The 23,952-nt window shown below is 72.0% G+C and carries 20 protein-coding genes; 7 read left to right on the top strand and 13 right to left on the bottom strand.

The window, feature by feature from the left end:
• Positions 1–492 precede the first annotated feature (492 nt).
• From ACZOOI_RS27580 to ACZOOI_RS27570, 3 genes are read right to left on the bottom strand one after another with little or no spacing between them, the layout of a single operon-like run.
• Positions 493–3,033 carry an FtsX-like permease family protein gene (locus ACZOOI_RS27580; RefSeq protein ID WP_465278358.1) on the bottom strand — a complete coding sequence of 847 codons (2,541 nt, stop codon included), beginning with the start codon at positions 3,031–3,033 and terminating at the stop codon, positions 493–495.
• Positions 3,034–3,039: 6 nt separating this feature from the next.
• A complete protein-coding gene (locus tag ACZOOI_RS27575) occupies positions 3,040–3,819 on the bottom strand; it encodes an ABC transporter ATP-binding protein (protein WP_465278357.1) in 780 nt (259 codons plus the stop codon).
• A complete protein-coding gene (locus ACZOOI_RS27570; RefSeq protein WP_465278356.1) occupies positions 3,816–4,496 on the bottom strand; it encodes a hypothetical protein in 681 nt (226 codons plus the stop codon). Before ACZOOI_RS27570 ends, ACZOOI_RS27575 begins: the two co-directional genes overlap by 4 nt.
• A 438-nt stretch (positions 4,497–4,934) precedes the next feature.
• On the opposite strand from ACZOOI_RS27570, the gene ACZOOI_RS27565 reads away from it, so the two are divergent.
• On the top strand, positions 4,935–6,197 hold the full coding sequence (locus ACZOOI_RS27565; protein ID WP_465278355.1) for a sensor histidine kinase: 1,263 nt from the start codon (positions 4,935–4,937) through the stop codon (positions 6,195–6,197).
• Positions 6,194–6,868 (top strand): response regulator, encoded by a 675-nt coding sequence (locus ACZOOI_RS27560; RefSeq protein ID WP_465278354.1) that lies wholly within the window; start codon positions 6,194–6,196, stop codon positions 6,866–6,868. The genes ACZOOI_RS27565 and ACZOOI_RS27560 overlap by 4 nt, the downstream gene beginning before the upstream one ends.
• Before the next feature lie 266 nt (positions 6,869–7,134).
• Here the strand turns inward: ACZOOI_RS27560 and ACZOOI_RS27555 are convergent, their stop codons facing one another.
• The 3 genes from ACZOOI_RS27555 to ACZOOI_RS27545 all read right to left on the bottom strand — a co-directional run bounded on the left by ACZOOI_RS27555 (position 7,135) and on the right by ACZOOI_RS27545 (position 12,133).
• Positions 7,135–9,669 (bottom strand): ABC transporter permease, encoded by a 2,535-nt coding sequence (locus tag ACZOOI_RS27555; protein ID WP_465278353.1) that lies wholly within the window; start codon positions 9,667–9,669, stop codon positions 7,135–7,137.
• Entirely contained in the window at positions 9,669–10,502 is an 834-nt protein-coding gene (locus tag ACZOOI_RS27550) for an ABC transporter ATP-binding protein (protein WP_465278352.1), read from the bottom strand. Before ACZOOI_RS27550 ends, ACZOOI_RS27555 begins: the two co-directional genes overlap by 1 nt.
• A gap of 164 nt (positions 10,503–10,666) precedes the next feature.
• Complete coding sequence (locus ACZOOI_RS27545; RefSeq protein ID WP_465278351.1) at positions 10,667–12,133, bottom strand: MFS transporter; 1,467 nt, start codon at positions 12,131–12,133, stop codon at positions 10,667–10,669.
• Positions 12,134–12,390: 257 nt separating this feature from the next.
• On the opposite strand from ACZOOI_RS27545, the gene ACZOOI_RS27540 reads away from it, so the two are divergent.
• Together ACZOOI_RS27540 and ACZOOI_RS27535 are read left to right on the top strand one after the other, a co-directional pair.
• A complete protein-coding gene (locus ACZOOI_RS27540) occupies positions 12,391–12,882 on the top strand; it encodes a hypothetical protein (protein ID WP_465278350.1) in 492 nt (163 codons plus the stop codon).
• Positions 12,883–13,044: 162 nt separating this feature from the next.
• The gene (locus ACZOOI_RS27535) at positions 13,045–14,136 is read left to right on the top strand and encodes an aminotransferase class V-fold PLP-dependent enzyme (RefSeq protein ID WP_465278349.1); all 1,092 of its coding nucleotides are present in this window, start codon (positions 13,045–13,047) and stop codon (positions 14,134–14,136) included.
• 307 nt (positions 14,137–14,443) lie between these two features.
• Here the strand turns inward: ACZOOI_RS27535 and ACZOOI_RS27530 are convergent, their stop codons facing one another.
• On the bottom strand, positions 14,444–15,325 hold the full coding sequence (locus ACZOOI_RS27530) for a TIGR03620 family F420-dependent LLM class oxidoreductase (protein ID WP_465278348.1): 882 nt from the start codon (positions 15,323–15,325) through the stop codon (positions 14,444–14,446).
• Between the two features lie 282 nt (positions 15,326–15,607).
• Between ACZOOI_RS27530 and ACZOOI_RS27525 the strand changes: the two genes are divergently transcribed.
• Positions 15,608–16,507 carry an AIM24 family protein gene (locus ACZOOI_RS27525; protein WP_465278347.1) on the top strand — a complete coding sequence of 300 codons (900 nt, stop codon included), beginning with the start codon at positions 15,608–15,610 and terminating at the stop codon, positions 16,505–16,507.
• Positions 16,508–16,559: 52 nt separating this feature from the next.
• On the opposite strand, the gene ACZOOI_RS27520 is transcribed toward ACZOOI_RS27525, so the two are convergent.
• From ACZOOI_RS27520 to ACZOOI_RS27510, 3 genes are all read right to left on the bottom strand, one after another.
• The gene (locus ACZOOI_RS27520) at positions 16,560–17,417 is read right to left on the bottom strand and encodes a thioesterase family protein (protein WP_465278346.1); all 858 of its coding nucleotides are present in this window, start codon (positions 17,415–17,417) and stop codon (positions 16,560–16,562) included.
• Positions 17,418–17,529: 112 nt separating this feature from the next.
• Positions 17,530–17,958 carry a proteasome activator gene (locus tag ACZOOI_RS27515; protein WP_465278345.1) on the bottom strand — a complete coding sequence of 143 codons (429 nt, stop codon included), beginning with the start codon at positions 17,956–17,958 and terminating at the stop codon, positions 17,530–17,532.
• Between the two features lie 45 nt (positions 17,959–18,003).
• Entirely contained in the window at positions 18,004–18,324 is a 321-nt protein-coding gene (locus ACZOOI_RS27510; RefSeq protein WP_465278344.1) for a hypothetical protein, read from the bottom strand.
• A 600-nt stretch (positions 18,325–18,924) separates the two neighbouring features.
• Here ACZOOI_RS27510 and ACZOOI_RS27505 point away from each other — a divergent pair.
• On the top strand, positions 18,925–19,530 hold the full coding sequence (locus tag ACZOOI_RS27505) for a PadR family transcriptional regulator (RefSeq protein WP_465278343.1): 606 nt from the start codon (positions 18,925–18,927) through the stop codon (positions 19,528–19,530).
• A gap of 183 nt (positions 19,531–19,713) precedes the next feature.
• On the opposite strand, the gene ACZOOI_RS27500 is transcribed toward ACZOOI_RS27505, so the two are convergent.
• Positions 19,714–20,697, bottom strand: a complete 984-nt coding sequence (locus tag ACZOOI_RS27500) for a ketopantoate reductase family protein (RefSeq protein ID WP_465278342.1) — start codon at positions 20,695–20,697, stop codon at positions 19,714–19,716.
• Between the two features lie 223 nt (positions 20,698–20,920).
• Positions 20,921–21,442: a GNAT family N-acetyltransferase gene (locus ACZOOI_RS27495; RefSeq protein WP_396004870.1), complete on the bottom strand. Its 522-nt coding sequence runs from the start codon at positions 21,440–21,442 to the stop codon at positions 20,921–20,923.
• Positions 21,443–21,742: 300 nt separating this feature from the next.
• Here ACZOOI_RS27495 and ACZOOI_RS27490 point away from each other — a divergent pair, with 300 nt between their 5' ends.
• Entirely contained in the window at positions 21,743–22,957 is a 1,215-nt protein-coding gene (locus tag ACZOOI_RS27490) for a pyridoxal phosphate-dependent aminotransferase (RefSeq protein WP_465281300.1), read from the top strand.
• A gap of 53 nt (positions 22,958–23,010) precedes the next feature.
• Here the strand turns inward: ACZOOI_RS27490 and ACZOOI_RS27485 are convergent, their stop codons facing one another.
• On the bottom strand, positions 23,011–23,928 hold the full coding sequence (locus ACZOOI_RS27485; RefSeq protein ID WP_465278341.1) for an LLM class F420-dependent oxidoreductase: 918 nt from the start codon (positions 23,926–23,928) through the stop codon (positions 23,011–23,013).
• Between the last annotated feature and the right edge of the window lie 24 nt (positions 23,929–23,952).

The raw sequence follows: 23,952 nt of genomic DNA, 5'->3' as shown, positions 1-23,952 counted from the left end.
CGCAGACCGGGCCGAATCCTCCAGCCCGTCCGGCGCTTCAGGGCAACGACGACGCAACCCCCGAACGCCGACCGAACCAAACCCTCAGCCCGGCCGGCGTTTGAGGCCACCTCGGCCGGAGGCCGGGGCCAGCCCGTCGGGCGCTCGAGGACAGCCGCGCCCTCACCGCATGCAACGGGCGCCAGCCCGACCGCAGACCTGGCCGAATCCTCCAGCCCGTCCGGCGCTTGAGGACAACGACGACGCAAACCCGAACGCCGACCGAACCAAACCCTCAGCCCGGCCGGCGTTTGAGGCCACCTCGGCCGGAGGCCGGGGCCAGCCCGTCGGGCGCTCGAGGACAGCCGCGCCCTCACCGCATGCAACGGGCGCCAGCCCGACCGCAGACCTGGCCGAATCCTCCAGCCCGTCCGGCGCTTGAGGACAACGACGACGCAAACCCGAACGCCGACCGAACCAAAACCTCAGCCCGGCCGGCGTTTGAGGCCACCCCTACTCGGTCGCAACCGAGCGCAGGACCGGCAACCGCGCAGCCCGCGCAGCGGGCCTCGCCCCGGCCGCCAGGCCACCGAGCGCGCCCACCCCCACCAGCACCGCCAGTTGCACCGTGGGCACCGAGAACGGCAGCGCCGCCCCCGTATCGGCGCCGCCGATCGCGCGGATCGCCACCCAGCCCAGGAACAGGCCCACCACGAGCCCGCTCGCCGCGCCGATCACCGCGACCAGCGTCGACTCCCAGCGCAGCGCCGACCGCACCTGGGACCGCGCCGCGCCGATCGCCCGCAACAGGCCCAGCTCACGGGTGCGTTCGTAGGCCGCCAGGGACAGCGTGTTGGCGATCCCGCCCAGCGCGATCACCAACGCGAGCGCCAGCAGCACGTAGACCACCGCGACCAGCGTCTGCAACATCGCGGCCTGCGCCTGCACGAACCCTTCCCGGTCCCGTACCGGCGGCGCGCCGTAATCCTTGGCCAACCGCTCGACCGCCGCCTCGACCGTGTCCGTCGAGGTGCCCGGCGCCAACCGCAGCACCGTCGCCGCGTCCAGGGCAGTGTCCGCATGCGGCTCCCATGCGGTGCGATCGATGAGATAATCGCCGACCACGGCGGTGCGGCCGTAGAGCCCGGTGACCGTGAACGGCTGCCGCGCACCGTCCGGGAAGGTGACCTCGGCGGTCGAACCGACCTGCCAACCCCGGTCCTTCGCGGTGTCGGCGGACACCGCCATGCCGTTCTTGCCGAGCCCGGTCACCCGCCCCTGCTGCACGTCGAGATCGAACAGCCGGTCCAGCCGGTCCGAATCCACCGCCAGCAGTTGCCGACCGTGCCCGTCCACGAGCGCGCCCGCGTTGCGGATCCCGGTCGCCGCGATCACGCCGGGCAACTCGGATGCCCTGCGGGTGAGTTCGGGGCTGTGACCGCCACCGGACCAGCCGCCGGGCGAGGATCCGCCGATCACCAGCTGTCCCGCGATCACCTTGCGGGTCTGCTCACCGGCACCCTCCTTGAGCGAGGCCGCGAACACGGCGAACAGCGTGACGATGGCGATCCCGAGCAACATCGCGGTCGCCGCCCCGGCCGTCCGGCGCGGACTGCGCAGCAGGTTGCCGCGGGCCAACGCACCCGGCGCACCACGCAGTCGCGGCAGCGGGGCGGTAAGCGGTCCGCCGGCCGCCCGGATGCCCGCCGGGGCGACCAGCAGCACACCCGCGAGCAGGGCCGGCGCGGCGATCGCCAGTCCCACGAGGCCGCCGCCGGCGATGCCCACCGCGAGGCCGGCCGCAAGCAGCACCAGGCCCGCGATCAGTCGCCGCCGCGGCAGTTCGGTGCGCTCCGCGCCCGCCCCGCGCAGCGCCGTCACCGGCGCCACGCGCGAGCCGCGCACGGCCGGCACCAGGGCTGCGAACGCGGTCACCACAATGCCGACGGGCAGCACCGTGAACGCGGTGGACGCCTTGAACGTCAGCCCCCGCGCGGGCAGTTCGAAGCCGAGTCCGGCGAACAGCTCCTTGAGTCCGGCGGCCAGGCCGAGCCCGGCCGCAAGGCCGAGTGCGGAGGCCAGCACGCCGATCACCAGGGCCTCGATCAGCGCCTGCCGCAGCGCCTGACCCCGGCTCGCGCCCAGCGCCCGCATCAGCGCGACCTCGCGGGTGCGCTGCGCGGCCACCACGGAGAACGTGTGGTTGATCGAGAAGGCCGCGACGACCAGCGCGATCGCGGCGAAGACGGTCAGGAAGGTGCGGAAGACGCTCAGGAAGCCGTCCTCCACCGCGGACACCGCCTCGCCCGTGGCCACACTGCCGGGCACCGCCTCCACGTCGGCCGGCAGCACCTGCCGGATCCGCGCGGACAGGTCCTTCTGGTCGGTGCCGGGCACCGCCCGGACCGCGATCGTGCCGACCTTGCCGGGATCGCGCAGCACGTGTCGGCGCGCGCCGTCGAGGTCGAACGCGGTGTAGGAACCGCCGCCGAAGGCATCCAGGTCACCGAAGGTGGCCACGCCCACGACGGTCACCGGCACCGGCCCGGGGGTGAGCACGGTGACCCGGTCGCCGGGCTTCAGGTGCCCCTGTTTCGCGGTGGCCCGGTCGATCACCACTTCGTCGGGCGCCGTCGGCGCGCGGCCCGTGGCCAGCCGGTACGGCGTCAGGGCCGGATCGGGTATCCAATTGCCCGCCGTCCGTGGGCCGTTGCCGGTCAGCGCCTTGCCGTCCTTGCCGACCACCTGGCCGTAGCCCTGGATCACCGGTTCGGCGCCCGCGACCCCGGGCACCGCCCGGACCCGGTCCACCAGTGCGGCGTCGATCGCGCCACGTTGGGTGCCGGGGTCATCGGTCACCGAGGTGGCGTTGCGCACCACCACGTCGGTACCGGCGCCGCTGTCCCGGATCAGGCCGCCGATGGAGGAATTCATCGTGTCGGCGAGCACGAGCGCGCCGGAGAGGAAGGCCGTGCCCAGCAGCACGGCGAGGGCCAGGCCCACGAGCCGGCGTTTGCGGGCCCACAGGTTGGCGAGCGAGAGTCGGATCAACATCGCGCGTCACTCCCCTCGCGCGCCGGCACCCGCGGCGACACGGTCGAATGCCTTCATCCGATCCAGCACCCGGTCCGGTGTCGGCGCCTGCATGTGGTCGGCTATCCGGCCGTCGGCCAGGAACACCACGCTGTCCGCGTAGCCCGCGGCGACCGGGTCGTGGGTGACCATCAGCACGGTCTGTTCGAGTTCGTTCACGGCGTCGCGCAACAGCGCGAGCACCTCGGCACCGGAGCGCGAGTCGAGGTTGCCGGTCGGCTCGTCGGCCATCACGATCTCCGGCCGGCCGACCAGTGCCCGGGCGACCGCGACGCGCTGCTGCTGCCCGCCGGAGAGCTCGCCGGGCCGGTGGTGCAGCCGCTGCTGCAACCCGACCGCGGCGACCACCCGGTCCAGCCAGGCCGGGTCCGTCTTGCGGCCCGCGAGCGACGCGGGCAGCACGATGTTCTCCAGCGCGGTCATCGTGGGCAGCAGGTTGAACGCCTGGAAGACGAACCCGATCCGGTCCCGGCGCAGCCGGGTGAGCTGCCGGTCGGTGAGCGAGCCCAGCTCGGTGTCGCCGAGGAAGACCGCGCCGTCGGTGACGTCGTCGAGGCCGGCCAGGCAGTGCAGCAGCGTGGACTTGCCGGATCCCGAGGGGCCCATCACGGCGGTGAACCTGCCGCGCGGGAAGCCGATGGTGACGTCGTCCAGGGCGCGGACGACGGTGTCCCCCTCGCCGTGCACCCGCGAGACGTGTTCGGCGCGGGCCGCGTGGTCGTTCGTGGGGTCGATGGTGGTGGTCATGACGATCCTTCTCGGGAGAGGGGACGGGATGAACGAAGGGGTGCGGGTCGGCCCGCAGCGGCGGGCCCAGGCACGGCGCCGGCCGGGTCGGTGTCACCGGCAGCGCCGGCCGAGGCGCGTCGAGCGCGCGGCGGGCCGTCGGTGTGCCGGCCGGACCGGGGGCGACCGCGGCCGCGGTCGCCCGAGGGCTTGAAGACGGACAGCGCCGTCGAGACGATCAGCGCGAGCAGTTGGAAGATCACCACGGCCAGGTGCCAGGTCTGCAGCGGCGGCAGCGCATCCGCGTTCCCGCCGGAGGCGGAGGCGGCGATCATCCGGTGAGCGAACTGGCTGACCACCCCGGCGCCGGCCACGATCACCGCGATCAGCAGCACGATCTTGATCTTGATCCAGAGGTGCCGCCACAGCCCCCACGGCGTCCGCAGGCACAGCAGCACACCGGTGATCAGGGACAGCACGGCGAACGGGATGCCGCCGGCCAGCGCGAATATCCGCATCAGTTGATACGCACCGTGTCGCAGTGCGGGGTCGTCGGTCGAGCGGGCCACGACGGCGATCAGCAGCATGACCCACTCGACGCCCAGCAGGCCGACCGCGAACACGACGTGCCCGGAGTTGACCGCCCTGCGAACGGACCTCGAATAGCGCCGTTCGCCGGTCGTCGGGGACGCGTTCACGGTGACCTCCTGGGAAGCAGTGGCGGACGGGGGGCGAGTCGGGGCGTGGGCCCGAGCCGTATCGGCAAGGTGGGGAATCGGCTTCGCTCCGGGGCCTTGCCGACGGGATCAACTCTTCCGATTCGCGGCCCGGCCGGCGTCCGGCCCGGGGATGCACCGGACCTGCTGCCCCGGTAGGTGCAAGGGGGCGTCGACCAGCACGTTCCTGCTCCCTGGGGAGCAGTCCACAGGGGCCTGCCTGCTTCCCCGGGAGCAGGCGACAAGCCCACGCGCAGCCGACGCGCGCGGCGCCCCACGCGCCCTACCGTTGATCACATGACGTGCCCCTCGAATCCCCCGACCCGGCGTCCGGGCTCGCGGCCCCGACCGCCGTGGTCGCGGGTTTCCCGCCCCGGTGCGCACTGGCTCGCGCACACTCTCCGCCCGGTCCCGCCCGTCGTGCGCGACATCGCGCTCGGGGTGCTGGTCTGCGTGGTGCAACTGGGCACGATGCTCTTCGCGGCGCACCGCCAACCGGACGCCGCCCGGGATCAGGACGTGTGGAGCGTGCTGTTGATCGTCGCCGGCCCGCTGGCGCTGATCGTGCGCCGCCGTCACCGCGCCGGCGTACTCCTGGTGGCGGTCGGCACGGCGCTGCTCTACACGATGCTCGACTATCCGCGCGGCCCGATCTTCTTCGCGATGATCATCGCGCTGTGGGGCGCCTTCGCCGCCGGCCTGCGCCTGTTGGCGTATGTGGTCCTGGTGCTGGGCTACCTCGGCTTCGTCTGGATCTCGCCGCTGGTGACCTCCGAGCCGACGCCCGACCTGGCGCCCGCCTTGGGCATCGCCGCGTGGCTGCTGGTGCTCGCGGGCATCGGCGAGGTGGTCCGGCTGCGCCGCGCGTTCAACGCCGCCGAGGCGCAACGCGCCCGGGTGCAGTCGCTCGGCCTGGCCGAGGCCGAGCGCCGCCGAGCGGGTGACGAACGGCTGCGGATCGCCCGCGAGTTGCACGATGTGCTCGCGCACCACATCTCGCTGATGAACGTGCAGGCGTCGGTGGGCCTGGAGTTGATGGACTCCTCGCCGGAGCAGGCCCGCGAGGCACTGACCGCGGTCAAGTACGCGAGTCGGGAGGCGCTGCGCGAGTTGCGCTCGGTGCTGGACATCCTCAAGGGCGACTCGGTCGACCGTTCGGGTCCGGACGGAGCCCCGCGCGCGCCCACCGCGGGCCTGGATCGGCTCGACGACCTGGTCACGCGCACCTCGGCGGGCGGATTGACCGTGCGGGTCGAGCGCGCCGGCACCGCCCGCCCGCTGAGTTCGGCGGTGGACCTGGCGGCATACCGGATCGTGCAGGAGGCGCTGACCAACACCCTGCGGCACGCCGCGGCGAGCGAGGCCGTGGTCACGGTGACCTATGGCGAGACCGGTCTGGAGTTGTCGATCCGCGACAACGGCCGAGGCGCCGGGCCCGAGCCGAGGCCGGCCCCCGCCGACGCGCTGAGTTCGGGCGGCAACGGACTGCACGGCATGCGTCAACGGGCCGCCGCGCTCGGTGGCCGCTGTGTCGCGGGGCCGGTGCCCGGGCGCGGCTTTCACGTCCAGGCCCACCTGCCCTACGGTGATCGCGCCGACGGGCATGATGGCAGCGGGCGTGCACCGACCCGGTCGGCGGCGACCGCCGGCGCTCCGACCCAGCCCATCGAGGGGGATGCATGATCAGGTTGGTGCTGGCCGACGACCAGGCCCTGGTGCGCGCGGGCTTTCGGGCCCTGTTGTCCGCGCAGCCGGACATGGAGGTCGTGGGCGAGGCGGGCGAGGGCGGCGAGGCGGTCCGGCTCACCCGCGAACTGCGCCCCGACGTCGTGCTGATGGACATCCGGATGCCGGGCATGGACGGCCTGGAGGCCGCCCGGGTGATCGCCGCGGACCCGACGTTGACCGACGTGCGCGTGGTCATCCTGACCACGTTCGACCTCGACGAGTACGTCTTCGAGGCGCTGCGCAACGGCGCGAGCGGCTTCCTGGTCAAGGACACCGAACCGGCCGAACTCCTGCGCGGGGTGCGGGTGGTCGCGGCGGGCGACGCGCTGTTGTCGCCGAATGTGACCCGTCGACTGATCGAGGAGTACGCGGCCGGCGCCGCGCGCCCCACCGCCCCGCCCTCCGCCGAACTGGCCCTGCTCACCGAACGCGAGCGGGAGATCGTCGGGCTGGTCGGCCGCGGGCTGTCCAACGACGAGATCGCCGAACACCTGGTGCTCAGTCCGCTCACCGCGAAAACCCACGTGAGCCGGGCGATGACCAAGCTGTCCGTGCGCGACCGGGCCCAACTGGTGGTCTTCGCCTACGAAACCGGCCTGGTCACACCGGGCCGCACGTCCCCCTGAACAACCGCATCCAACCGGCCCCTGAAAAACCGCACGGAACCGCACGGAACCGCACCGAGCCGAACCGGCCCGGCCCGACCTGACCCGTTCGGGCGGGCCCCTCCCCGATCCACTGACACCCACCGACCCCGACCCGGGCCCAGGCGCAAACCCGAACCCGAACCCGAACCCGAACCCGAACGCACGAAAGCGCCGGACGGACCAGGATCGGTCCGTCCGGCGCTCGTACCGTGACGACTTCGGCTATCGGCCGACTGCCACGCGCCCTACTCCTTGGCGCCGACCGCGTCGATCGGAGTCAGCCGCAACAACCGGCGGGCCACCGGGGCCACCGTCAGCGGCGCCAGGAGCAGCGCCGCCGCGCTGATCGCCAGGCAGAGCGGCAGCGGCACATACGGCACGGTGGTCCCGTAGGACCCCTTGTTGACCGGGATCAGCGTGGCCAGCGCCACCGACAGGCCCAAGCCCAGACCGATCACGCCCACCAGGATCGCCTCGCGGCGGATCACCGCCCTCACCTGACCGGTGGTGCTGCCGATCATCCGCATCAGGCCCAACTCCCGCGTGCGCGCCGCGGTGGTGACCGCCATCGTGTTGATCGCCGCGATCGTGGCGAAGCCCGCGAGGATGACCAGCATCACGTAGTTCAGCCACTTGTTGGTCTCGCGGTCCTTGTCCATCTGCGTGGCGTACCCGGCACGGTCCGCGACCGACGCGCCCGCGTGCCGCCCGGTCAGCGTGCTCAACGCTGCGTCGGTGGCCCGGGTGTCCGCACCGGCGGCGAACTTCACCAGCAGGCGGGTGTCCATCGCGGTCTGCACGTGCCCGGCGACCGCGGCCCGCGGCAGCGTCACGGCCGCGGTGCCCAGCCCGCGGTCGTACAGGGCCACCACGGTCGGCCTGATCTCCGTGCCGTCGCCGAGCCACATCGACACCTGCCCGCCGACCCTGCCGTGCAGCGCCGAGGCGATCATCCGGTCCAACGCGACCGCTCCGCCCGCCGGTTGCGGCGCGCCGGGCCGCAGCGCATCGGTGCTGCCCTCGCGCACGTCCAGGTCCAGCGTGCTCGCCAGATCCTGCGTGGTGCCGCCGATGCCCTGCGCGCTCTGCTTCTCCAGGCCGCCGCTGCGGACGACCACGACCGAGGTGTTCAGCACCGAGGTCACCGACGCGACACCGGGGGTACCCGCGACATCGGCGGCGGTCTGCGTGGTGAATCCGGGCCCGGCCAGCACCCGGTCCGCGGTCACCGCGTCCTTGGACTGCACGCTCGCGTAGTGGTCCTCGGCAGCGAACATGAAGCTCAGCGTCGCGGCGAAGGCGACCGACAGCGCGATCGGGGTGATCGCCGAGGCGAGACGCCGCGAGTTGGCCCGGGCGTTGTCGAACGCGAGTTGTCCGGTGGTGCCGAACAGGCTTCCCACCCAGCCGAGCAGCGTCACCAACACGTGCGCCAGGCTCGGGCCGAGCAGACCGATCGCGACCATGAACAGCATGACCACGCCACCGGCCGCGGCGACCGCGTCTTCACCGGTCGCATTCAGCGCGATCCGGGTCACCGCGATCCCGCCGCCGAGTGCGCCGAGACCGAGCAGCAGCCGGAACCAGCCGACGAAGGCCCGTTCGGTGGCGGCGTCGCCCAGTGCCTCGGTGGGCCGGATCTTCGCGCTCCGCCGGGCGGCGAGCAGCCCCGCGCCCAGTGCGGTGAGCGTGCCCGCGCCGACCGCGACGAGCATCGGGATCGGGCCGACCGACACCTCGACGCCGTGTGCGATGAGCCCGCGGTCGTCCATCGCGCCGAACCACCAGTGCGCCAACAGCGTGCCGGGCAGCACCCCGAGAGCGCCCGCGGCCAGCGAGACCAGACCGGTCTCGGTCGCGATCATCCGGCGGATCTGCCACGGGGTGGCGCCCACCGCACGCAGCAGGGCGATGTCCCGACGGCGCTGGCCCACCGACAGCGCGGTCGCGCCGGCGACCACGAAGATCGCCACCGCGAGCACGATGCCGCCCAGCGTGCCGCCGATCGAGGTGAGCATTTCCTTGGTTTCCCCGAACTGAGCGAACTCGGCCGCACCGCGGGCGTCCCCGGTGGACACCTTGGCGCCGGTGCCGGCCAGCGCGGTCCGCACGTCCTCGGCGACCTTGCCGGTGTCCGCGCCGGCCGCCGGGAGCACCCCGATCGCGGTGACCGTGCCGGGGTGTCCGGCCAGGCGCTGCGCCTCCGCGTCCGCCACGTACAGGTGTGCGCCGTGGCCCGGCACCACGCCGGTCACCCGCAGCGCGACCTCACCGCCCGGTGTGGCCACCCGCAGCGTGTCGCCGACCTTGGTCGCACCGGCGGCGGCCGTGGTCAGTACGGCCTGTCCCGCACCGGGCGCGGTGCCCTCGCGGGTGCCCGCCAGCGGCGCCGAGGACCACCCGTGCGCGTCCAGGACGACCCGGTCGGTCTGCGCCGGGAAGGTCAGGTCGGGAATGACCGTACGCACCCCCGGCACCGCGGCGATCCGGCCCGCGAGCCCGGCGTCGATCCGGGACCGCTCGGGCAGCGGCGCGGACTCGGTGTACGTGCCCTCGCCGTGGCCCAGTCGCTTGCTGATCTTGTCCGCACCGCTGACCAGCACGGGGGTGTCGGCGTAGCGCTCGGGTGCGGAGTGTGCGCGCAGGCCGGTCTCCATGAACACGCCGCACATCGTGACCAGCATCGCGGCGAACAGCAGCGCCACGAACGAGCCGGCGAAGGACGCGGGCCGAAAGCGCACCGAGGTGCGCGCGAGACCGTTGGGTCGAAGAAGGGACATCAGGCGGCCTGTTCCTGTCGGGTGCCCACCTGCGAGAGGTCGACCATTCGGGCGGCGACCGCCTCGGGGGTGGGCCGGTACAGCTCACCCGCGAGGTTGCCCTCCGCCAGGAAGACCACCCGGTCCGCATAGGAGGCGGCGACCGGGTCGTGGGTGACCATGACGATGGTGGCGCCGGTGTCGTCCACCGCGCGGCGCAGCAGGCCGAGTACCTCGGCGGCGGTGGTGGTGTCCAGTGCACCGGTGGGCTCGTCCGCGAACAGCACGTCGGGTCGGGTGACCAGGGCGCGGGCGATCGCCACGCGTTGTTGCTGACCGCCGGACAGTTGGGCGGGCCGGCGGTTCGCGTGCCGGTCCAGGCCGACCATCGCGAGCACGTCGGCGGCGCGCCGGCGGTCCGCGCGTACCCCCGCCAGGCGCAGCGGGAGCAGCACGTTCTTCTCCACGGTCAGCGAGGGCAGCAGGTTGAACGCCTGGAAGACGAAGCCGAGCCGGGTCCGGCGCAGCCGGGTGAGCTCGTTCTCCTTCATCGCGGTCAGGTCGTCGGTGCCCAGCAGCACTCGGCCGCCGTCCGGCCGGTCCAGGCCCGCGGCGCAGTGCAGGAACGTGCTCTTGCCGGATCCGGACGGACCCATCACCGCGGTGAACGTGCCCCTGGGGATGGCCAGATCGATGCCGCGCAGTGCGTGTACCGCCGACGCGCCCTTGCCGTACGCCTTGGTCACCGCGTCCAAGCGCACCGCGCAGTCGATCGACGCGGGCGCCGCGTACCGCGGGGTGTACGCGGCATCCTTCTTCGCCTGCCGTGTACCGCGACCGCCTCGCCCGAACATGCTGCCTCCCGTGCCTCGTAACGCCTGTCGAAACCAACAGGTTCGACGCTACGGATCGGGGCATGTGCGGCACGAGGGTGCGACCACGCGGATCGGGGGTGGGGCCAACCCCACCCCGGTCGGGGGCAGGGACGTACGGGCCGGGGCGACGCCCGGCCACGGGCTCAGCCGACGGGGCGGGCGCCCGGCTTGGCCCGGCTGGGCACCACGAAGGTGACGCCGAGGGCGACGAGCGCGGCGACCGCGGCGCAGCCGAAGGTCAGGATGAAGCCGCGTTCGGCGGGCAGTCCGCCCGGGCCGGGGTTGGCGGTGAGCAGCGTCGTGGAGATCGCGCTCGCGCAGGACATGCCCACGGTGCGGGCGATCGTGTTGATGCCGGTGGCGATGCCGGTCTGCTCGACGGGGACGGCGCCGACGATCAGGTTGGCCATCGCCGACATGGCGAGTCCGATGCCGATGCCGAAGACGAACATCGCGACCAGGATGTGCCAACCGCTGGTGTGCAGGAGCGCCAGGAAGATGAAGCCCGCGGCCATCAGCACACAGCCGGCGACCATGGCCATCTTCGAGCCGAATCGTTTGTCGATCACGCCCGCCATCGGGCCGATCAGCAACATCGCGAACGCCTGCGGGAGCACGTACAGGCCGGACACGGTCACCGTGGTGCCGAAGCCGTAGCCGGTGCTCTCGGGCATCTGCAGAAAGCGCGGGACGAGCAGCATGCCCGCCATCATCGAGAAGCCGACGAGCAGGCCGCCGAGGTTGGTCGCCCACACTCCGCGCAGTCGCATCACCCGCATGTCCACGAGCGGTTCGTCCGTGCGCGACTCGGCGAACACCCACAGTCCGAGGAAGACGAAGCCGGCCACGAACAGGCCGACGGTGTTCGTCGAGCCCCAGCCCCAGGACTCGCCCTTGCTCAGCGCCAGCATCACGCCGACCAGGCCGAGCGACAACAGCGCGCCGCCGAGCCAGTGGATCCTTGTCTTGACCCGGACCGGCGAGTCGGGGATCAAAAACCACGACGCGATCGCGGTGATCAGGCAGGTCACCATCGGGATCCAGAACAGCCAGTGGTAGGACAGGTGGTCCATGATCGGGCCGGTGACCACGATGCCTATGCCGCCGCCGATGCCCATGATCGCGGACATCAGGCCGATCGCACCGGCCCGGCGCTCCGGCGGGAACTCGTCGCGCACGATGCCGAAGGAGAGCGGGAAGACCGCGCCGCCGAAGCCCTGGATCACCCGACCGATGATCATCAGTCCGACCGAGTCGGCGAGCGCACACACCAGCGAGCCGAATGCGAGCATGCCGATGGTGAACACGAACAGGCGCTTCTTGCCGTACATGTCGCCCAGGCGCCCGAGGATCGGCGTGGTCACCGAGGCGCACAGCAGGTAGCCGGTCATCAGCCACGAGGTGGCGTCGGCGGTCGCACCGATCTCGGTCTGGATCTGCGGGAGGGCCGGCGCCAGCATCGACTGGAGCAGCGAGTAGGTCAGCGCACCCATGATCAGGACGAGCAGGACGAACCCCGTCCGGCTCATGCCCGCGGACGAGGTCTTGCTCGGTGTTTCGGGTGCGACGGGCGGGACAGTGGCGGACGGCGCCTGCTGCGCGCTCTTCAAGGCTGGTTCCTTACATGTACGGGCCACCGACAGGAACACACGGCGCCCCGCGACAGGGTTTTTGGTTGGGTGTATCAACCGACTTTATGCGCCCCCGGGACAGCTTGATCACCGCCCGACGAGCCCTCGGGGTAAATTCCCCGTAAGAATTTGGTGCACAAGTTCCGGAAATCCCCCCAATATCGGGCAAAACTCGACGTGGGATTCTGTGCCAAGATCGATCTGACGCATCGTCACTTCCTGGGAAGGCAACCCCCGTGGCGGATCGAGAGCCCGAACTGCGCATCACCCACATCTCCGAAACCCCGTGGCACGAGGTCAAGGCCCAGTCACACGGGGGCCGACGCACCTCGGTCTGGGAGAAGTTCCTGGAGTGGTCCCCCGAGCGCATGGTCATCTACGCCCGCTACGACGCGGGAGTCGTGGTCGAACGCCACGGCCACATGTCCGAGCACTACGTCTTCGTGCTCGGCGGCGAGGTCCTGATCGGCGACCGCCCGTGCCCCACCGGCACCCACATCACCCTCGAACAGGGCGCCGCCTTCGGCCCGCTGATCGCCGGCCCCGAGGGCGCCACCCTGTACGAGATCATGTGCGGCGACCCTCGCGCGGTCCCCGCCGACCGCGAGGGCTTCGACCGCCTGTGCGCCGAACGCGACATCACTCCCCTCCCCAACCCCCCGGTCCCCTGGCCCAGTTGGCTCGCCACCCGCACCGACGGCGACCCGGGCGACGTGGACCGGCCCTGACCAACGGTTCACGGGGCCGACCACCGTCCCCGGAGTACGACCCGGGGACGGTGGTCGGCGAGACCAGGCATCAGCGCAGCCTCCTCCTGTTCACCGGAAATCAGGCCACCTGCGACAAGGTGGACCTGTATCCGGGGGCCGCGAGCCGCCTAGCCTCGGGGCATGGACCTGAAACTGGACCCGAATCCGAACCCGAATCCGAACCCGATTCCGAGCCCGGAACCGAACGATTCGCCTTCGTACTGGAGTGCGGAGGCCGGCTGGCTCAACACCGCAAGCAGCGGTCTGCCGCCCGACGCCGCCCTGGCGGCGCTGACCCGGGCCCAGGAGACCTGGCATCGCGGGCGTACCGACATGGACGGCTTCCACGCGGCCGGCGAACGGGCACGCGCGACCTTCGGGCGGATCGTCGGCGCGCCGGCCGAGACGATCATGGCGGGCAACACCACCTCCGGGCTGCTCGCACCGTTCGCCGCCGGGCTGCCGGCCGGCGGGCGACTCGTGGTGCCGGAGGTCGAGTTCACCTCGAATCTGTTTCCCTGGCTGGTCCAAGAGGCCCGCGGCGTCGAGGTGGTCACGGTGCCGGCCGCCGAACTGGTCGAGGCGATCGACGAGCGCACCACGGCCGTCGCGTTCAGCCTGGTCCAGTCCGCCGACGGGTCGATCGCCGCCGAGGCGGACATCGTCGCGGCGGCCCGCGCGTACGGCGCGAGCGTGTACGTGGACGGCACCCAGGCGTGCGGATGGCTGCCGGTGGACGCGACCCGGTACGACCTGTTCGTGGTCAGCGCCTACAAGTGGCTGATGGCCCCGCGCGGCGCGGCCTACGGCTACGTCTCCCCGGAACTGGCCGCCCGCACCCTCCCGCACGCCGCCAACTGGTACGCCGGAGCGCCCGACGTCGACCCCTACTACGGCCCGCCGCTGCGCCTGACCGACACCGCACGCCGGTTCGACACCTCGCCGTCGTGGTTCTGCCAGGTGGGTGCCGATCCCGCGCTCGCACTGGTCGAGCGGATCGGCGTCGAGCACATCCGCGCCCACGACGTCGCCCTGGCCAACCGCTTCCTGACCGCTCTGGGCCTGCCTCCCGGCGACAGCGCGATCGTCGCGATCGACCTCCCCGACGCCCAGGCCCGCCTGGAGGCCGCCGACATCCGCGTCTCCGCCCGCGCGGGCCGCACCCGGCTCGCCTTCCACGTGTACAACACCGAAGCCGAAGTCGACGCAGCCGTGGCCGCACTCACGTCCTGACCGGCACGGCCCCGACCAACGACGGCCATACCGAGCCCGCCGGTCCGCCGAGCGCGGCCGGACACCGAGCGGACCGGCGGCGCGAACCGAAAGCGGGCAAGCCCGGACACCGGGCGAGCGAGACGCCGGGCGGGCAAAAACCGGACGCCGGGCGGCCGAGCAAGGCGCCGGACAAGCAGGACCGGACGCCGGGCGACCGGGATGTGGGCAAGCAAACCGGCACACCGGCAAGCAAGGCCGGACGCCCGTCCAGCGGCCGGGGCGCCGGACGAGCCCACGCCACCCCCGGCGCCCGGCCGCGCGTGCCTCAGAGGAGCACCGAAGCCAACGACCGCCAATCCGCCATCGGCGCCTCGGTCATCGTCTCGCCGAGCACCTGGACGCAGACGTGGTCGGCACCGGCGGCGAAGTGCGCGTCCACGCCCGCGCGGATCGCCGATTCGTCCCCCGAGACCACCAGTCGGTCGACCAGGCGTTCACTGCCGCCGTCGGCGAAGTCGTCCTCGGTCAGGCCCAGACGCAGCAGGTTGCGGCGATAGTTGGGCAGTCCGAGGTAGATCCGCAGGTGCTCCCGGGCGCGCCGCAACACCGTCTCCCGGTCCGTCGCGACGACCACGGCCTGCTCCACCGCGAGCAGCGGATCCGAGCCCAGCGCCGCCCGCGCCTCGGCGGTGTGCTCGGGGGTGACCAGATAGGTGTGCGCGCCCTCGGCCCGCTCCCGGGCGAGATCCAGCATCCGCGGGCCGAGCGCCGCGAGCACGCGCGGCGGGCGCGGGTTGTCGCCGCCGGCCGCGAAGTACAGCGCGGAGTCCATCGCGTCCAGGTACTCCCGCATCAGCGCGAGCGGCTTCTCGTACCGGCGCCCGCCCGGCCGCAGCCCCTCGACCAGCCCGCCGTGGCTGATTCCCAGTCCGGTCAGGAAGCGTCCCGGGTATGCCTCGTGCACCGTGCGCGACGCCGCGTTGGCGGCCATCGCGTCCCGCGCCCACACGTTGGCGATTCCCGTCGCCGCGGCGATGCGCGGTGCGGCGCCCAGCACCAGGAGCGCCTGGGTGAACGCCTCGCGGCCCACCGTCTCGCCCCACCACAGTGCGCCGTAGCCGAGTTCGTCCAGTTCCGCCACGGTCTCGCGCAGCCGCGGCACGGGCAGGAAGTCGAGCGCGGCGGTCCACAGCCCGATCCGGCCCACGTCCGGAAGAAGTCCCTTCCCGGGCGACCGAGGCTCGGTCGATGTCGAAGTCGGTGCCGGTTCCGCTGCCGGTGTGGGTGTCGGTCCCGATGCCGGTGTCGGTGTGGTCATGGCGCGCTCCCGAGATTCTGTAACGCCGTAACAGAGAGATTCTCCCGCACCATACCCGGCGACATGGGCCACCCTTGGTTCCGAGGGAACCATCGACGCGGAATCATGGTCTGGTCACACGAACCATGTGCCAACCGCACCCATGCCGTTGCCGGATCCGTCGGAGACCTCGTGCAGAGTCCGCTGTTCAACCACACGGTGAGCCAGTCCGCAGAGCGCTACAGCCTGCAGAACGCGCACATGCTCCGGGTACTGCTGGCCCCGGAGGTGGGCACCGAGGTACTCGCCCGCAAGGGCGCGATGGTGGCGTACCAGGGAAACGTTCAGTTCGAGGGGGCGTTCCAGACCGCCGCCGAGATCCGCACCGGCGCGCTGACCGGCGACATGCTGGACCTGATGCGCTGCCACGGACACGGCACGGTCTACCTGGCCAACCAGGCGCAGAGCATCCACATCCTGAATCTGCACAACGAGTCGCTGATCGTCGAGGACGAGAACGTCCTGGCCCTGGACAACACGCTGAACTGGAGCGTCGTCCAGATCGACGCGGGCTACAACGTGGGCGGCATGGGCGCCTATTCGATGCAGATCGGCGGCACCGGAAAGATCGTGATCACCACGTCCGGCGCACCGCTGGTACTGCGCGCCGGCAACGATCGCGAGGTGTTCGCGGACGCCGACGCGGTGATCGCCTGGACCGCCGGCCTACAGACCAGCCTCCAGGCGCAGACCACGTCGTCGCGGATCTGGCGGCGTCGCCGCCAGACCGGCGAGGGTTGGACGATGGCCTTCATCGGCGAGGGCTACGTGGTGGTCCAGCCGAGCGAGATCCTGCCCCCGAACGTGACCGCGATGGACGGAAACCGCTTCGTCGGCATGGGTCGGGACGGATTCCAGAACAACACGTGGGGCGGCCCCGGCGGCCCGCACGGCGCCCCGCCCGCGCCGCCGCCCGGTCCCGGCCCGTACGGCGGTCCCGGGCCCTACCCCCCGGGTCAACCGGGTCCGTACGGGCCGCCCGGCCCACAGGGCCCCTACGGTCCGCCCGGGCCGTACGGACCCCCGCGCTGAGCCCACCCCGAGCCCGCGGTCGGCCACCTCACCCACGGGCGGCCGACCCGCCCTACGCCTCCCGCGGTCGAGGCGCCCGCGCCAACTGCCGGGACTGCGCCACCAGGCGGTCCGCCGAGTCCCACACCTCGCCGTCCTCCTCCAGGTAGCCGCCGGCCAGATTGCGCGTGGTCAGCGACACCCGCAGCCACCCCGGCACCGGCCGGGCCCGCACATGCACGGTCAGCTCCACGGTCGGCACCCAGCCACGCAGGCCCAGGTCGAATGCCGTCGGCGGAAGCGCGTCGACCGCCAGCAGCAGCGCGATCGGATCCGGCTCGCGGCCGTCCGCAAGCCGCCACCAGGCGCGCATCTCGCCGCGTCCGGACGGCTTCCCGGCGAGCCAGCCGGCCGTCGCCGGGTCGAGCAGTTGCTCGGTGCGGTCCATGAACGTGGTGCGCCGAAACGGCGCCACGTCGGCAAAACTCGCGGCGCACTCCTCGGGCGAGGGCAGTTGCGGCGGCCGGGCGTCGGTCCGCACCTGCGGGTCCAACCCGGCCAGGTCGCCGTAGGAGGCGGTCACGTGCACCCGGGTCTCGCCGTCCTGCACGATCCGGGCGGTGCCGGTGCTGAGCGTGCGCCCCGCGCGCAGTATTTCCGTACGCACCTCGGCGGGTCCCGGGTGCGACGTGGTCAGGTAGTGCGCGGTGATCGTGAACGGGTCCGGGTGCGGTAGGGCGGCACCGAGCGCGCGGCCGGCGAGGGCGAGCAGGTACCCGCCGTTGAGGCCCATGCCGAACGCCCAGTCCGGGGAGAGTGTGGTGTCGTAGGTGCCCGGTGCATCCGGACGCGGGACGCACGTGGTGTCCCGATCCAGTTCGTGGCGCGGCACGGCGGCCGGCCCGGTCTCGGCGGATGCCTGGTCGGTCATGGTGACGACTCCACGGATGCTCGGCTGACGAACAATCAGCTTGGCACAGTCATGGATCCGGGCCGCCGCCGCATCCTCACGACCGGCGGCCCGACGTCGCCCCGGCCCGCACTCACAGATACGAGCCGTCGTCCTCCCCGCCCGGGAGCCCGGGCGGCCCCACCTCGGCGTTGTTGCGCAACATCAGGGTCAACCGGATGCCGCCCCACAACCCTTCCAACCAGCCGATCAGCTGGGCGTGCACTATCCGCAGTTCCGCCACGCTCGGCGCACCGCCGTCGGCGAAGGGGCGGGTGAGCCGCTCCAGCTCCTCGTACAGGTCGGGCGCGAGCGAGCGCCGCAGTTCGGGCAGCGAGCGCTCGTAGACGGTGCGCACGCGGTCCCGGCCGGACTCGTCCAACGGCGCGTCGCGCAGTTCCTCCAGCAGGTGGCGAATCATCTCGGCGACCCTCATCACGCGGTCGGGTGCCGGGACCAATTCGCCGAGCGGGCGCTGGTCGTCCCCGTCGTGGGTGGTGGTGACAACAATCGGATCAGCCATGCGCCGCGCCTACCCTGCGCCCAGGCCGGAAAACCGTGGGCGGGTTCAGCCCCGGACCCGCGAGGCGGGCGGAGCGGGCGGTCCGGACGGTCCCGGATCACACCCGCGCACCGGTCGAGCGTGCTCGTCGGGCAGCGGATGTGCGCGCGCCTCGTCGTCCTCGATCGACGGCTCGGGCCCCGGTCGATTGCTCTCGGGCAGCGACGCGACCGCCGCCGGCTCACCCGCGGGCACCGGCACCCCGGCCGCCTGCATGTCGGCGCTCCGCTCCACCCGAGCCCGCGCCTTGGCGCCCCGAAGCACCACGATCACGCACGCGAGGAACGCCAGGTATGCGACCACCCCCACCGCCAACCAGGTCCACACAGCCCTCTCCCCACGCCGTTCGATCACCAAGAGCCATCGACCGAAATCTACCCGTGAGCGACCTTCGCCCAACGCGTCTCATGCGTCCGCCTCGTGCGGGTTCCGTGGAGATCCTGCGCAGGACCGCCGCGAAGGGGCCTCCCGATCGCCCGAACCGATCGACGACCACACGCCCCGAAGGACTCGTCACATCGAACGCCTCGACATCCCGCGCCTCGATCCGAGCGTCGGCGCGAACGTCGACCACCACAGCCGAGCCGTCCTCGCGACGCACGAAGTAGTCAGGGGCGTGCCGACGCTCCCGCTCACCGTCGTGCCAGTACATCCGGAACCGCTGCGAGGCGATCCCCACCACCTGCGGATCGAAGACCAACAGGATCAGGCGATCCCGCTCCGACCAGCACTCGAAGCCGACGTGCCGCCCACGGACACCCGGCTGAGCGGACCGCAATCACATGCTTGCGAAAGAAGCACTCCCGATATATCGTTGAGCCATCGCGAACGATCGCGATACGCACACTGGCCCACCGGAAGATCACCCGGAAGGCCGTACCCGAGATCGGCGGCTCGACGAGTCGCCTCTGCACAAGGAGAAAACTCATGCACCGCAGCAAAGGACGCCCCCTGTGGGGCGCAGAAGGACAGAACCGCCCGGCCTTCGGACCGTGGGGGCCGCCCGGCCCCGGCCCGTGGGGACGCGGGCACGGCCACGGTGGCCGTGGCGGACCGGAGGGGCGCGGTCGAGGCCGTGGGCGCGGTCGCGCCCGCCGCGGCGACGTGCGCGCATCGATCCTGTCCCTGCTCACCGAACGGCCGATGCACGGCTACGAAATGATCCAGGAGATCGGCGAACGCACCGGCGGGGTGTGGAAGCCCAGCCCCGGTTCGGTCTACCCGACCCTCCAGCTCCTGGAGGACGAGGGCGTGATCGAGGGTGTCGAGGGCAGCGGCCGCAAGCTGTTCACCCTCACCGACGCCGGCCGCGAGGAGGCCGCCGCGCTCCCCGAGGGCACCAAGCCCTGGGACGAGGCCAGCCAGGGCGTCGACTTCGAGGCGGTCCACGACCTGCGCTCGGCGATGCACGGCATCGGCGACGCACTGCGCCAGTTGATGATGAACGGCACCGAGGCGCAGCGGGCCAAGGCCCTGGAGGTCGTCACCGACACGCGCAAGCGGCTCTACCTGATCCTGGCGGAAGCCGACTGATGTGGGTCGCCCGGATCACCGATCACCGGCTGCGGCTCGGCCGGCCCGTGCCGCCGACGCACCAGCCGGTTCCGCGCAGGGCGTCCCGGTAGTCGAACCCGACTGCCGGGGCGCCCTCCGCTCCGCCGTTCGAATCCGACCGTCGGGGTCTCCCCCGACCACCGGATCGCATGCCGACCGTCCTCAGCGGGTCGAATCCCGGCCGTCCACGACGGCGCGGAGCAGGTCGAGTTCGGACACCGAGCCGGGTTCGCCGCCGGTCGCGACCAATCGGTTCGCCGCACGCTGCAACTCGGCGTTGACCGGGGTCGGCACGCCGTGCAGCCGGCCGATCCGGACGATCTCGCCGTTGAGATAGTCCGTCTCGATGCCGCCGGTACGGCGGTACAGGCTCTGCCAGGACGAGCCGCCGGGGCGCCGCTCGCCGCCCACCGGGCGCACCTGCACGAGCGGGCTCACCGGCGCGAACTCGGCGTGGATGCCGGCCGAGAAGAGCACCGTGCGGGCCTCGTCCATGGCCAGTCGGTCCAGATTCCCGCCGCGCGCGCTCGGGCCGCACAGGGCCTCGACCGCGTTGCCCAGGTTGGTCACCAGCTTGCCGTACTTGTACGCGGTGATGTCCTCGAACACGTCGGAGCCGTAGCCGGCGCCCGACAAGACACGTGACACCTGGGCCGCGAACGCGTCCCGACCGCGCGGGTGGCGGCCGATGTCGAGGACTCCGGTCACCGGCGACGAGTAGGCGTGCACGATGCCGGGTTCGAGGAAGGCGGTCGGGCACGCGACCAGGACGCCGTACACGTTCGCGAACAGGCGCAGCGCGGTGTCCTCGTTGGCCACGCCGTTTTGCGCACACAGGATCGGCACCCGCGAAGGGGCGTAACGGGCCAGCTCGCGCAGGGCGCCTGCGGTGTCCTGGGACTTCACGCACAGCACCACCGCATCGACGTCGGCCCAGTCCACGAGCGGGTCCAGCGTCGCGATGTCGGTCACCGCGTCGAGACGCACGACGTCCTCGCCGTCCGGGAACCGGACCCGCAGCCCGTGCGCACGGATGGCGTCGACGTGGGCGCGCCGGCCCACCAGGTGCACCCCGTGCCCCGACTGCGCGAGGCGAGCACCGAGGACGCTGCCGATTGCCCCGGCCCCCAGGACTACAAATCGCATGGCCGATCCCTCCCCGACGCGAGAGGCCATCCAAACACGTCCCGGCACCGCCGTGGGGCGCACGCGGCCGGCGGTTTCCGGCCGGCACCCGGCACGCGTGCGCGCGTGCCGGGTGGGCCTGCGCGCCGCGTGCGTGCGCACGTGTGCCGAACGGCGCCGCGCGGGCCCGGCCCGTCGCGTCAGCGGCTCGTCGGGCCGCCGCCCGTGCCGAGCAGCGCCTCGCTCAGGTCGACGCCCAGGCCGGTACGTACCCGCCGCCCCGGTGCCCCGGACCGGAGCCGCCGGACGGCGCCGGTGCGCGTCGCGCCGCGGGGACGTGCCGGATCGAGGTGTGCGGCTCGCCGTCCACGACGGTGCGCCCGCCGCGCGGTTCGAAGCCGCGACGGGTGAACCAGTCGGCGCTGCGCGCGTACACGTCGGAGATCACCGGGCGCGGGCCCGCCAGGACCAGGGCGTGCCGGACCAGGACGGTGGCGTGCCCCTGCCGTCGGTGCGACAACAACGTGCACACGCGGCCCATCCGCAACAGGCCGTCCCCCTCCTCGGTCAGCCGCAGCGTGGACACCGCCACGCCGTCCTGTTCCGCCCACAGGTGCGCGGTTCCGGGCTCGATGTCACGCCCGTCGGGATCGAGCCAGGGCTGTCGACGTGCGACCACGAATACCCGGCTGCGCAGCGTCAGCAGCCGGTACAGACTCGCGGCGTCGATTTCGCCCGCAGTTCCGTAGAAGTACGACACGTCCATATGCGGCAGGGTGGCACCGCGAACGCGCCCTCGGGTGATTTGGATCTGCCACGCGGGCAACGCGCGGATGAACTCTTGTCGTCCAACCGGAGGCGTCACGAGCGGGTGCCGGCTCGGTCCCGGGCGGGTACCGGGTGATCCACGTGGCAAATATCCCACTGCGTGCCGGACCCCGGGCGTGGAAGACTCGCAGCGTCGCCCGCGCACACCGTGCACCCGAGGATCGCGCGGGCGATTGCCCTGCGAGGAGGAGATATCCAGGTGAGCGTCGAAGAGTTGTCGCAGTCACAACATCGTCCGTTGCCCGAGGTGCGCCAGTCGGGGAAGCTCGCGGACGTCTGTTACGACATCCGCGGCCCGGTCCTCGACGAGGCGAAACGCCTGGAGGACGAGGGTCACCGGATCCTCAAGCTGAACATCGGCAACCCGGCGCCGTTCGGCTTCGAGGCACCCGACGAGATCCTGCACGACATGATCCGCAACCTGCCGGCCGCGCAGGGCTACTCGGACTCCAAGGGCGTGCTGTCCGCCCGCAGGGCGGTGGTGCAGCACTACCAGACGCGCGGCATCGAGGGCGTCGACGTCGACGACGTCTACCTGGGCAACGGCGTGTCCGAGCTGATCGTGATGGCTCTGCAGGCGCTGTTGAACAACGGCGACGAGGTGCTCGTGCCGATGCCGGACTACCCGCTGTGGACGGCCGCGGTGAGCCTGTCCGGCGGTACCCCGGTGCACTACCTGTGCGACGAGGGCGCGGAGTGGTATCCCGACCTCGACGACATCGCGGCCAAGATCACCGACCGCACCCGCGCGATCGTGGTGATCAATCCGAACAACCCGACCGGCTCGGTCTACCCGCAGCCGATCCTGGAAGGCATCGTCGAGCTCGCCCGTCGGCACGGGCTCCTCCTCCTCGCCGACGAGATCTACGACAAGATCCTCTACGACGACGCCGTGCACATCCCGCTCGCCTCGCTCGCGCCGGATCTGCTGTGCCTGACCTTCAACGGCCTGTCCAAGGCATACCGGGTGGCCGGGTTCCGCTCCGGGTGGCTGCTGCTGTCCGGTCCCAAGCGGCACGCGGCCAACTACATCGAGGGCCTGAACATCCTGGCCAACATGCGCCTGTGCGCGAACGTGCCCTCGCAGCACGCGATCGCCACCGCGCTGGGCGGCTACCAGAGCATCAACGACCTGATCCTGCCCGGCGGCCGGCTGCACGCCCAGCGCGACGCCGCGTACCAGGCGCTGACCTCGATCCCGGGGGTGACCTGCGTCAAGCCCAAGGGTGCGCTGTACGCGTTCCCGCGGATCGACCCGGACGTGTGCAAGATCGTCGACGACGAGAAGTTCGTCTTCGACCTGCTCCAGAGCCAGCGGATCCTGGTCGTGCAGGGCACCGGATTCAACTGGCACCAGCCGGACCACTTCCGCGTCGTGACCCTCCCCCAGGTCGACGACCTGACCGACGCGATCACCCGGATCGGCGACTTCATCGGCTCCTACGGCCAGTGAGCCGGTGATACCGCGCGGAGCCCGGCGTCGGATCGGCGCCGGGCTCCGCCCGCTCAGCCCAGGAGCGGACGCACGACCAGTTTCTTCACCCGCGGCACGACCAGCTCGCCGAACGCGGCGGTCTGCTCCAGGTACTGCGCCCGCGACGTGGCCGGCAGCGTCAGCGTCACCCCGGTCACCCCGGCCTCGGCCTGCTCGGTCAGGTCGGCGACGATCGCCTCGTGGTCGATGCCGTCGCCGTCGAACATGCTCATCCCGCGCGGCATGAAGGTGACGTCGATCGGATCGGTACGGCCCACCGAGGCCGCGTACTCGCGGGCGTAGTCCAGCCGCGCCGCCAGGTCGGCGAGCGTCTCCAGGCCCGGGGTCTTGAGGTACTTGGACGCGCCCGCCGGGGCCGGCATCGGCAGCCAGCCGTCGCACAGGTCCACCACTCGCCGGATCGCCCGCTTGCTGTTGCCGCCCACCCAGATCGGGATCCGCGGCTGTGCCGGCCGCGGGCGCATGGTGTTGCCGCCCACGCTCTCCCCGGTCCACGCCGCGCGCATCGCCCGCAGCGCGTCGTCCAGCACGTCGTTGCGGTTCGCGTAGTCGGCGCCCAGCGCGGCGAACTCGGGCTCCAGGTAGCCCGCGCCCACGCCCAGGATCACCCGACCGCCGGACAGCGCGTCCAGCGAGGAGATCATCTTCGCGGACAGGTACGGATTGCGGTACGCCGGTACGAACAGGTTGGTGTGCAGCCGCAGCCGAGTGGTGGCCGCCGCCGCGAAGGACAGCGTGACCATCGGGTCGAGCGTGTGGTGACCGCCGTGGGCGAGCCACTGGTCGCCGGGGAACGGATGGTCGGTGGTGAAGACCGCGTCGAACCCGGCGGACTCGGCCGCGCGGGACATCTCCATCACGGCCTCGGCGCTGATCAGATCGGCGCCGGCCTCGACCAGGTGCGTGGGCAGTCCGAGCGAAAGGAACATGGCGGCAACGTAGCAGCGACCTGA

The sequence above is a fragment of the Embleya sp. L77 genome (assembly GCF_055557415.1).
The sequence above is the reverse complement of the archived record's forward strand: the minus strand, read 5'-3'. Positions and strand labels throughout refer to the sequence as shown.

Coding starts and splice junctions, on each gene's coding strand:
- ACZOOI_RS27515 (WP_465278345.1), bottom strand. CDS start 17,958: ATGGCTGATCCGATTGTTGTCACCACCACCCACGACGGGGACGACCAG.
- ACZOOI_RS27520 (WP_465278346.1), bottom strand. CDS start 17,417: ATGACCGACCAGGCATCCGCCGAGACCGGGCCGGCCGCCGTGCCGCGC.
- ACZOOI_RS27575 (WP_465278357.1), bottom strand. CDS start 3,819: ATGACCACCACCATCGACCCCACGAACGACCACGCGGCCCGCGCCGAA.
- ACZOOI_RS27505 (WP_465278343.1), top strand. CDS start 18,925: ATGCACCGCAGCAAAGGACGCCCCCTGTGGGGCGCAGAAGGACAGAAC.
- ACZOOI_RS27535 (WP_465278349.1), top strand. CDS start 13,045: ATGGACCTGAAACTGGACCCGAATCCGAACCCGAATCCGAACCCGATT.
- ACZOOI_RS27560 (WP_465278354.1), top strand. CDS start 6,194: ATGATCAGGTTGGTGCTGGCCGACGACCAGGCCCTGGTGCGCGCGGGC.
- ACZOOI_RS27580 (WP_465278358.1), bottom strand. CDS start 3,033: ATGTTGATCCGACTCTCGCTCGCCAACCTGTGGGCCCGCAAACGCCGG.
- ACZOOI_RS27500 (WP_465278342.1), bottom strand. CDS start 20,697: ATGCGATTTGTAGTCCTGGGGGCCGGGGCAATCGGCAGCGTCCTCGGT.
- ACZOOI_RS27485 (WP_465278341.1), bottom strand. CDS start 23,928: ATGTTCCTTTCGCTCGGACTGCCCACGCACCTGGTCGAGGCCGGCGCC.
- ACZOOI_RS27550 (WP_465278352.1), bottom strand. CDS start 10,502: ATGTTCGGGCGAGGCGGTCGCGGTACACGGCAGGCGAAGAAGGATGCC.
- ACZOOI_RS27555 (WP_465278353.1), bottom strand. CDS start 9,669: ATGTCCCTTCTTCGACCCAACGGTCTCGCGCGCACCTCGGTGCGCTTT.
- ACZOOI_RS27495 (WP_396004870.1), bottom strand. CDS start 21,442: ATGGACGTGTCGTACTTCTACGGAACTGCGGGCGAAATCGACGCCGCG.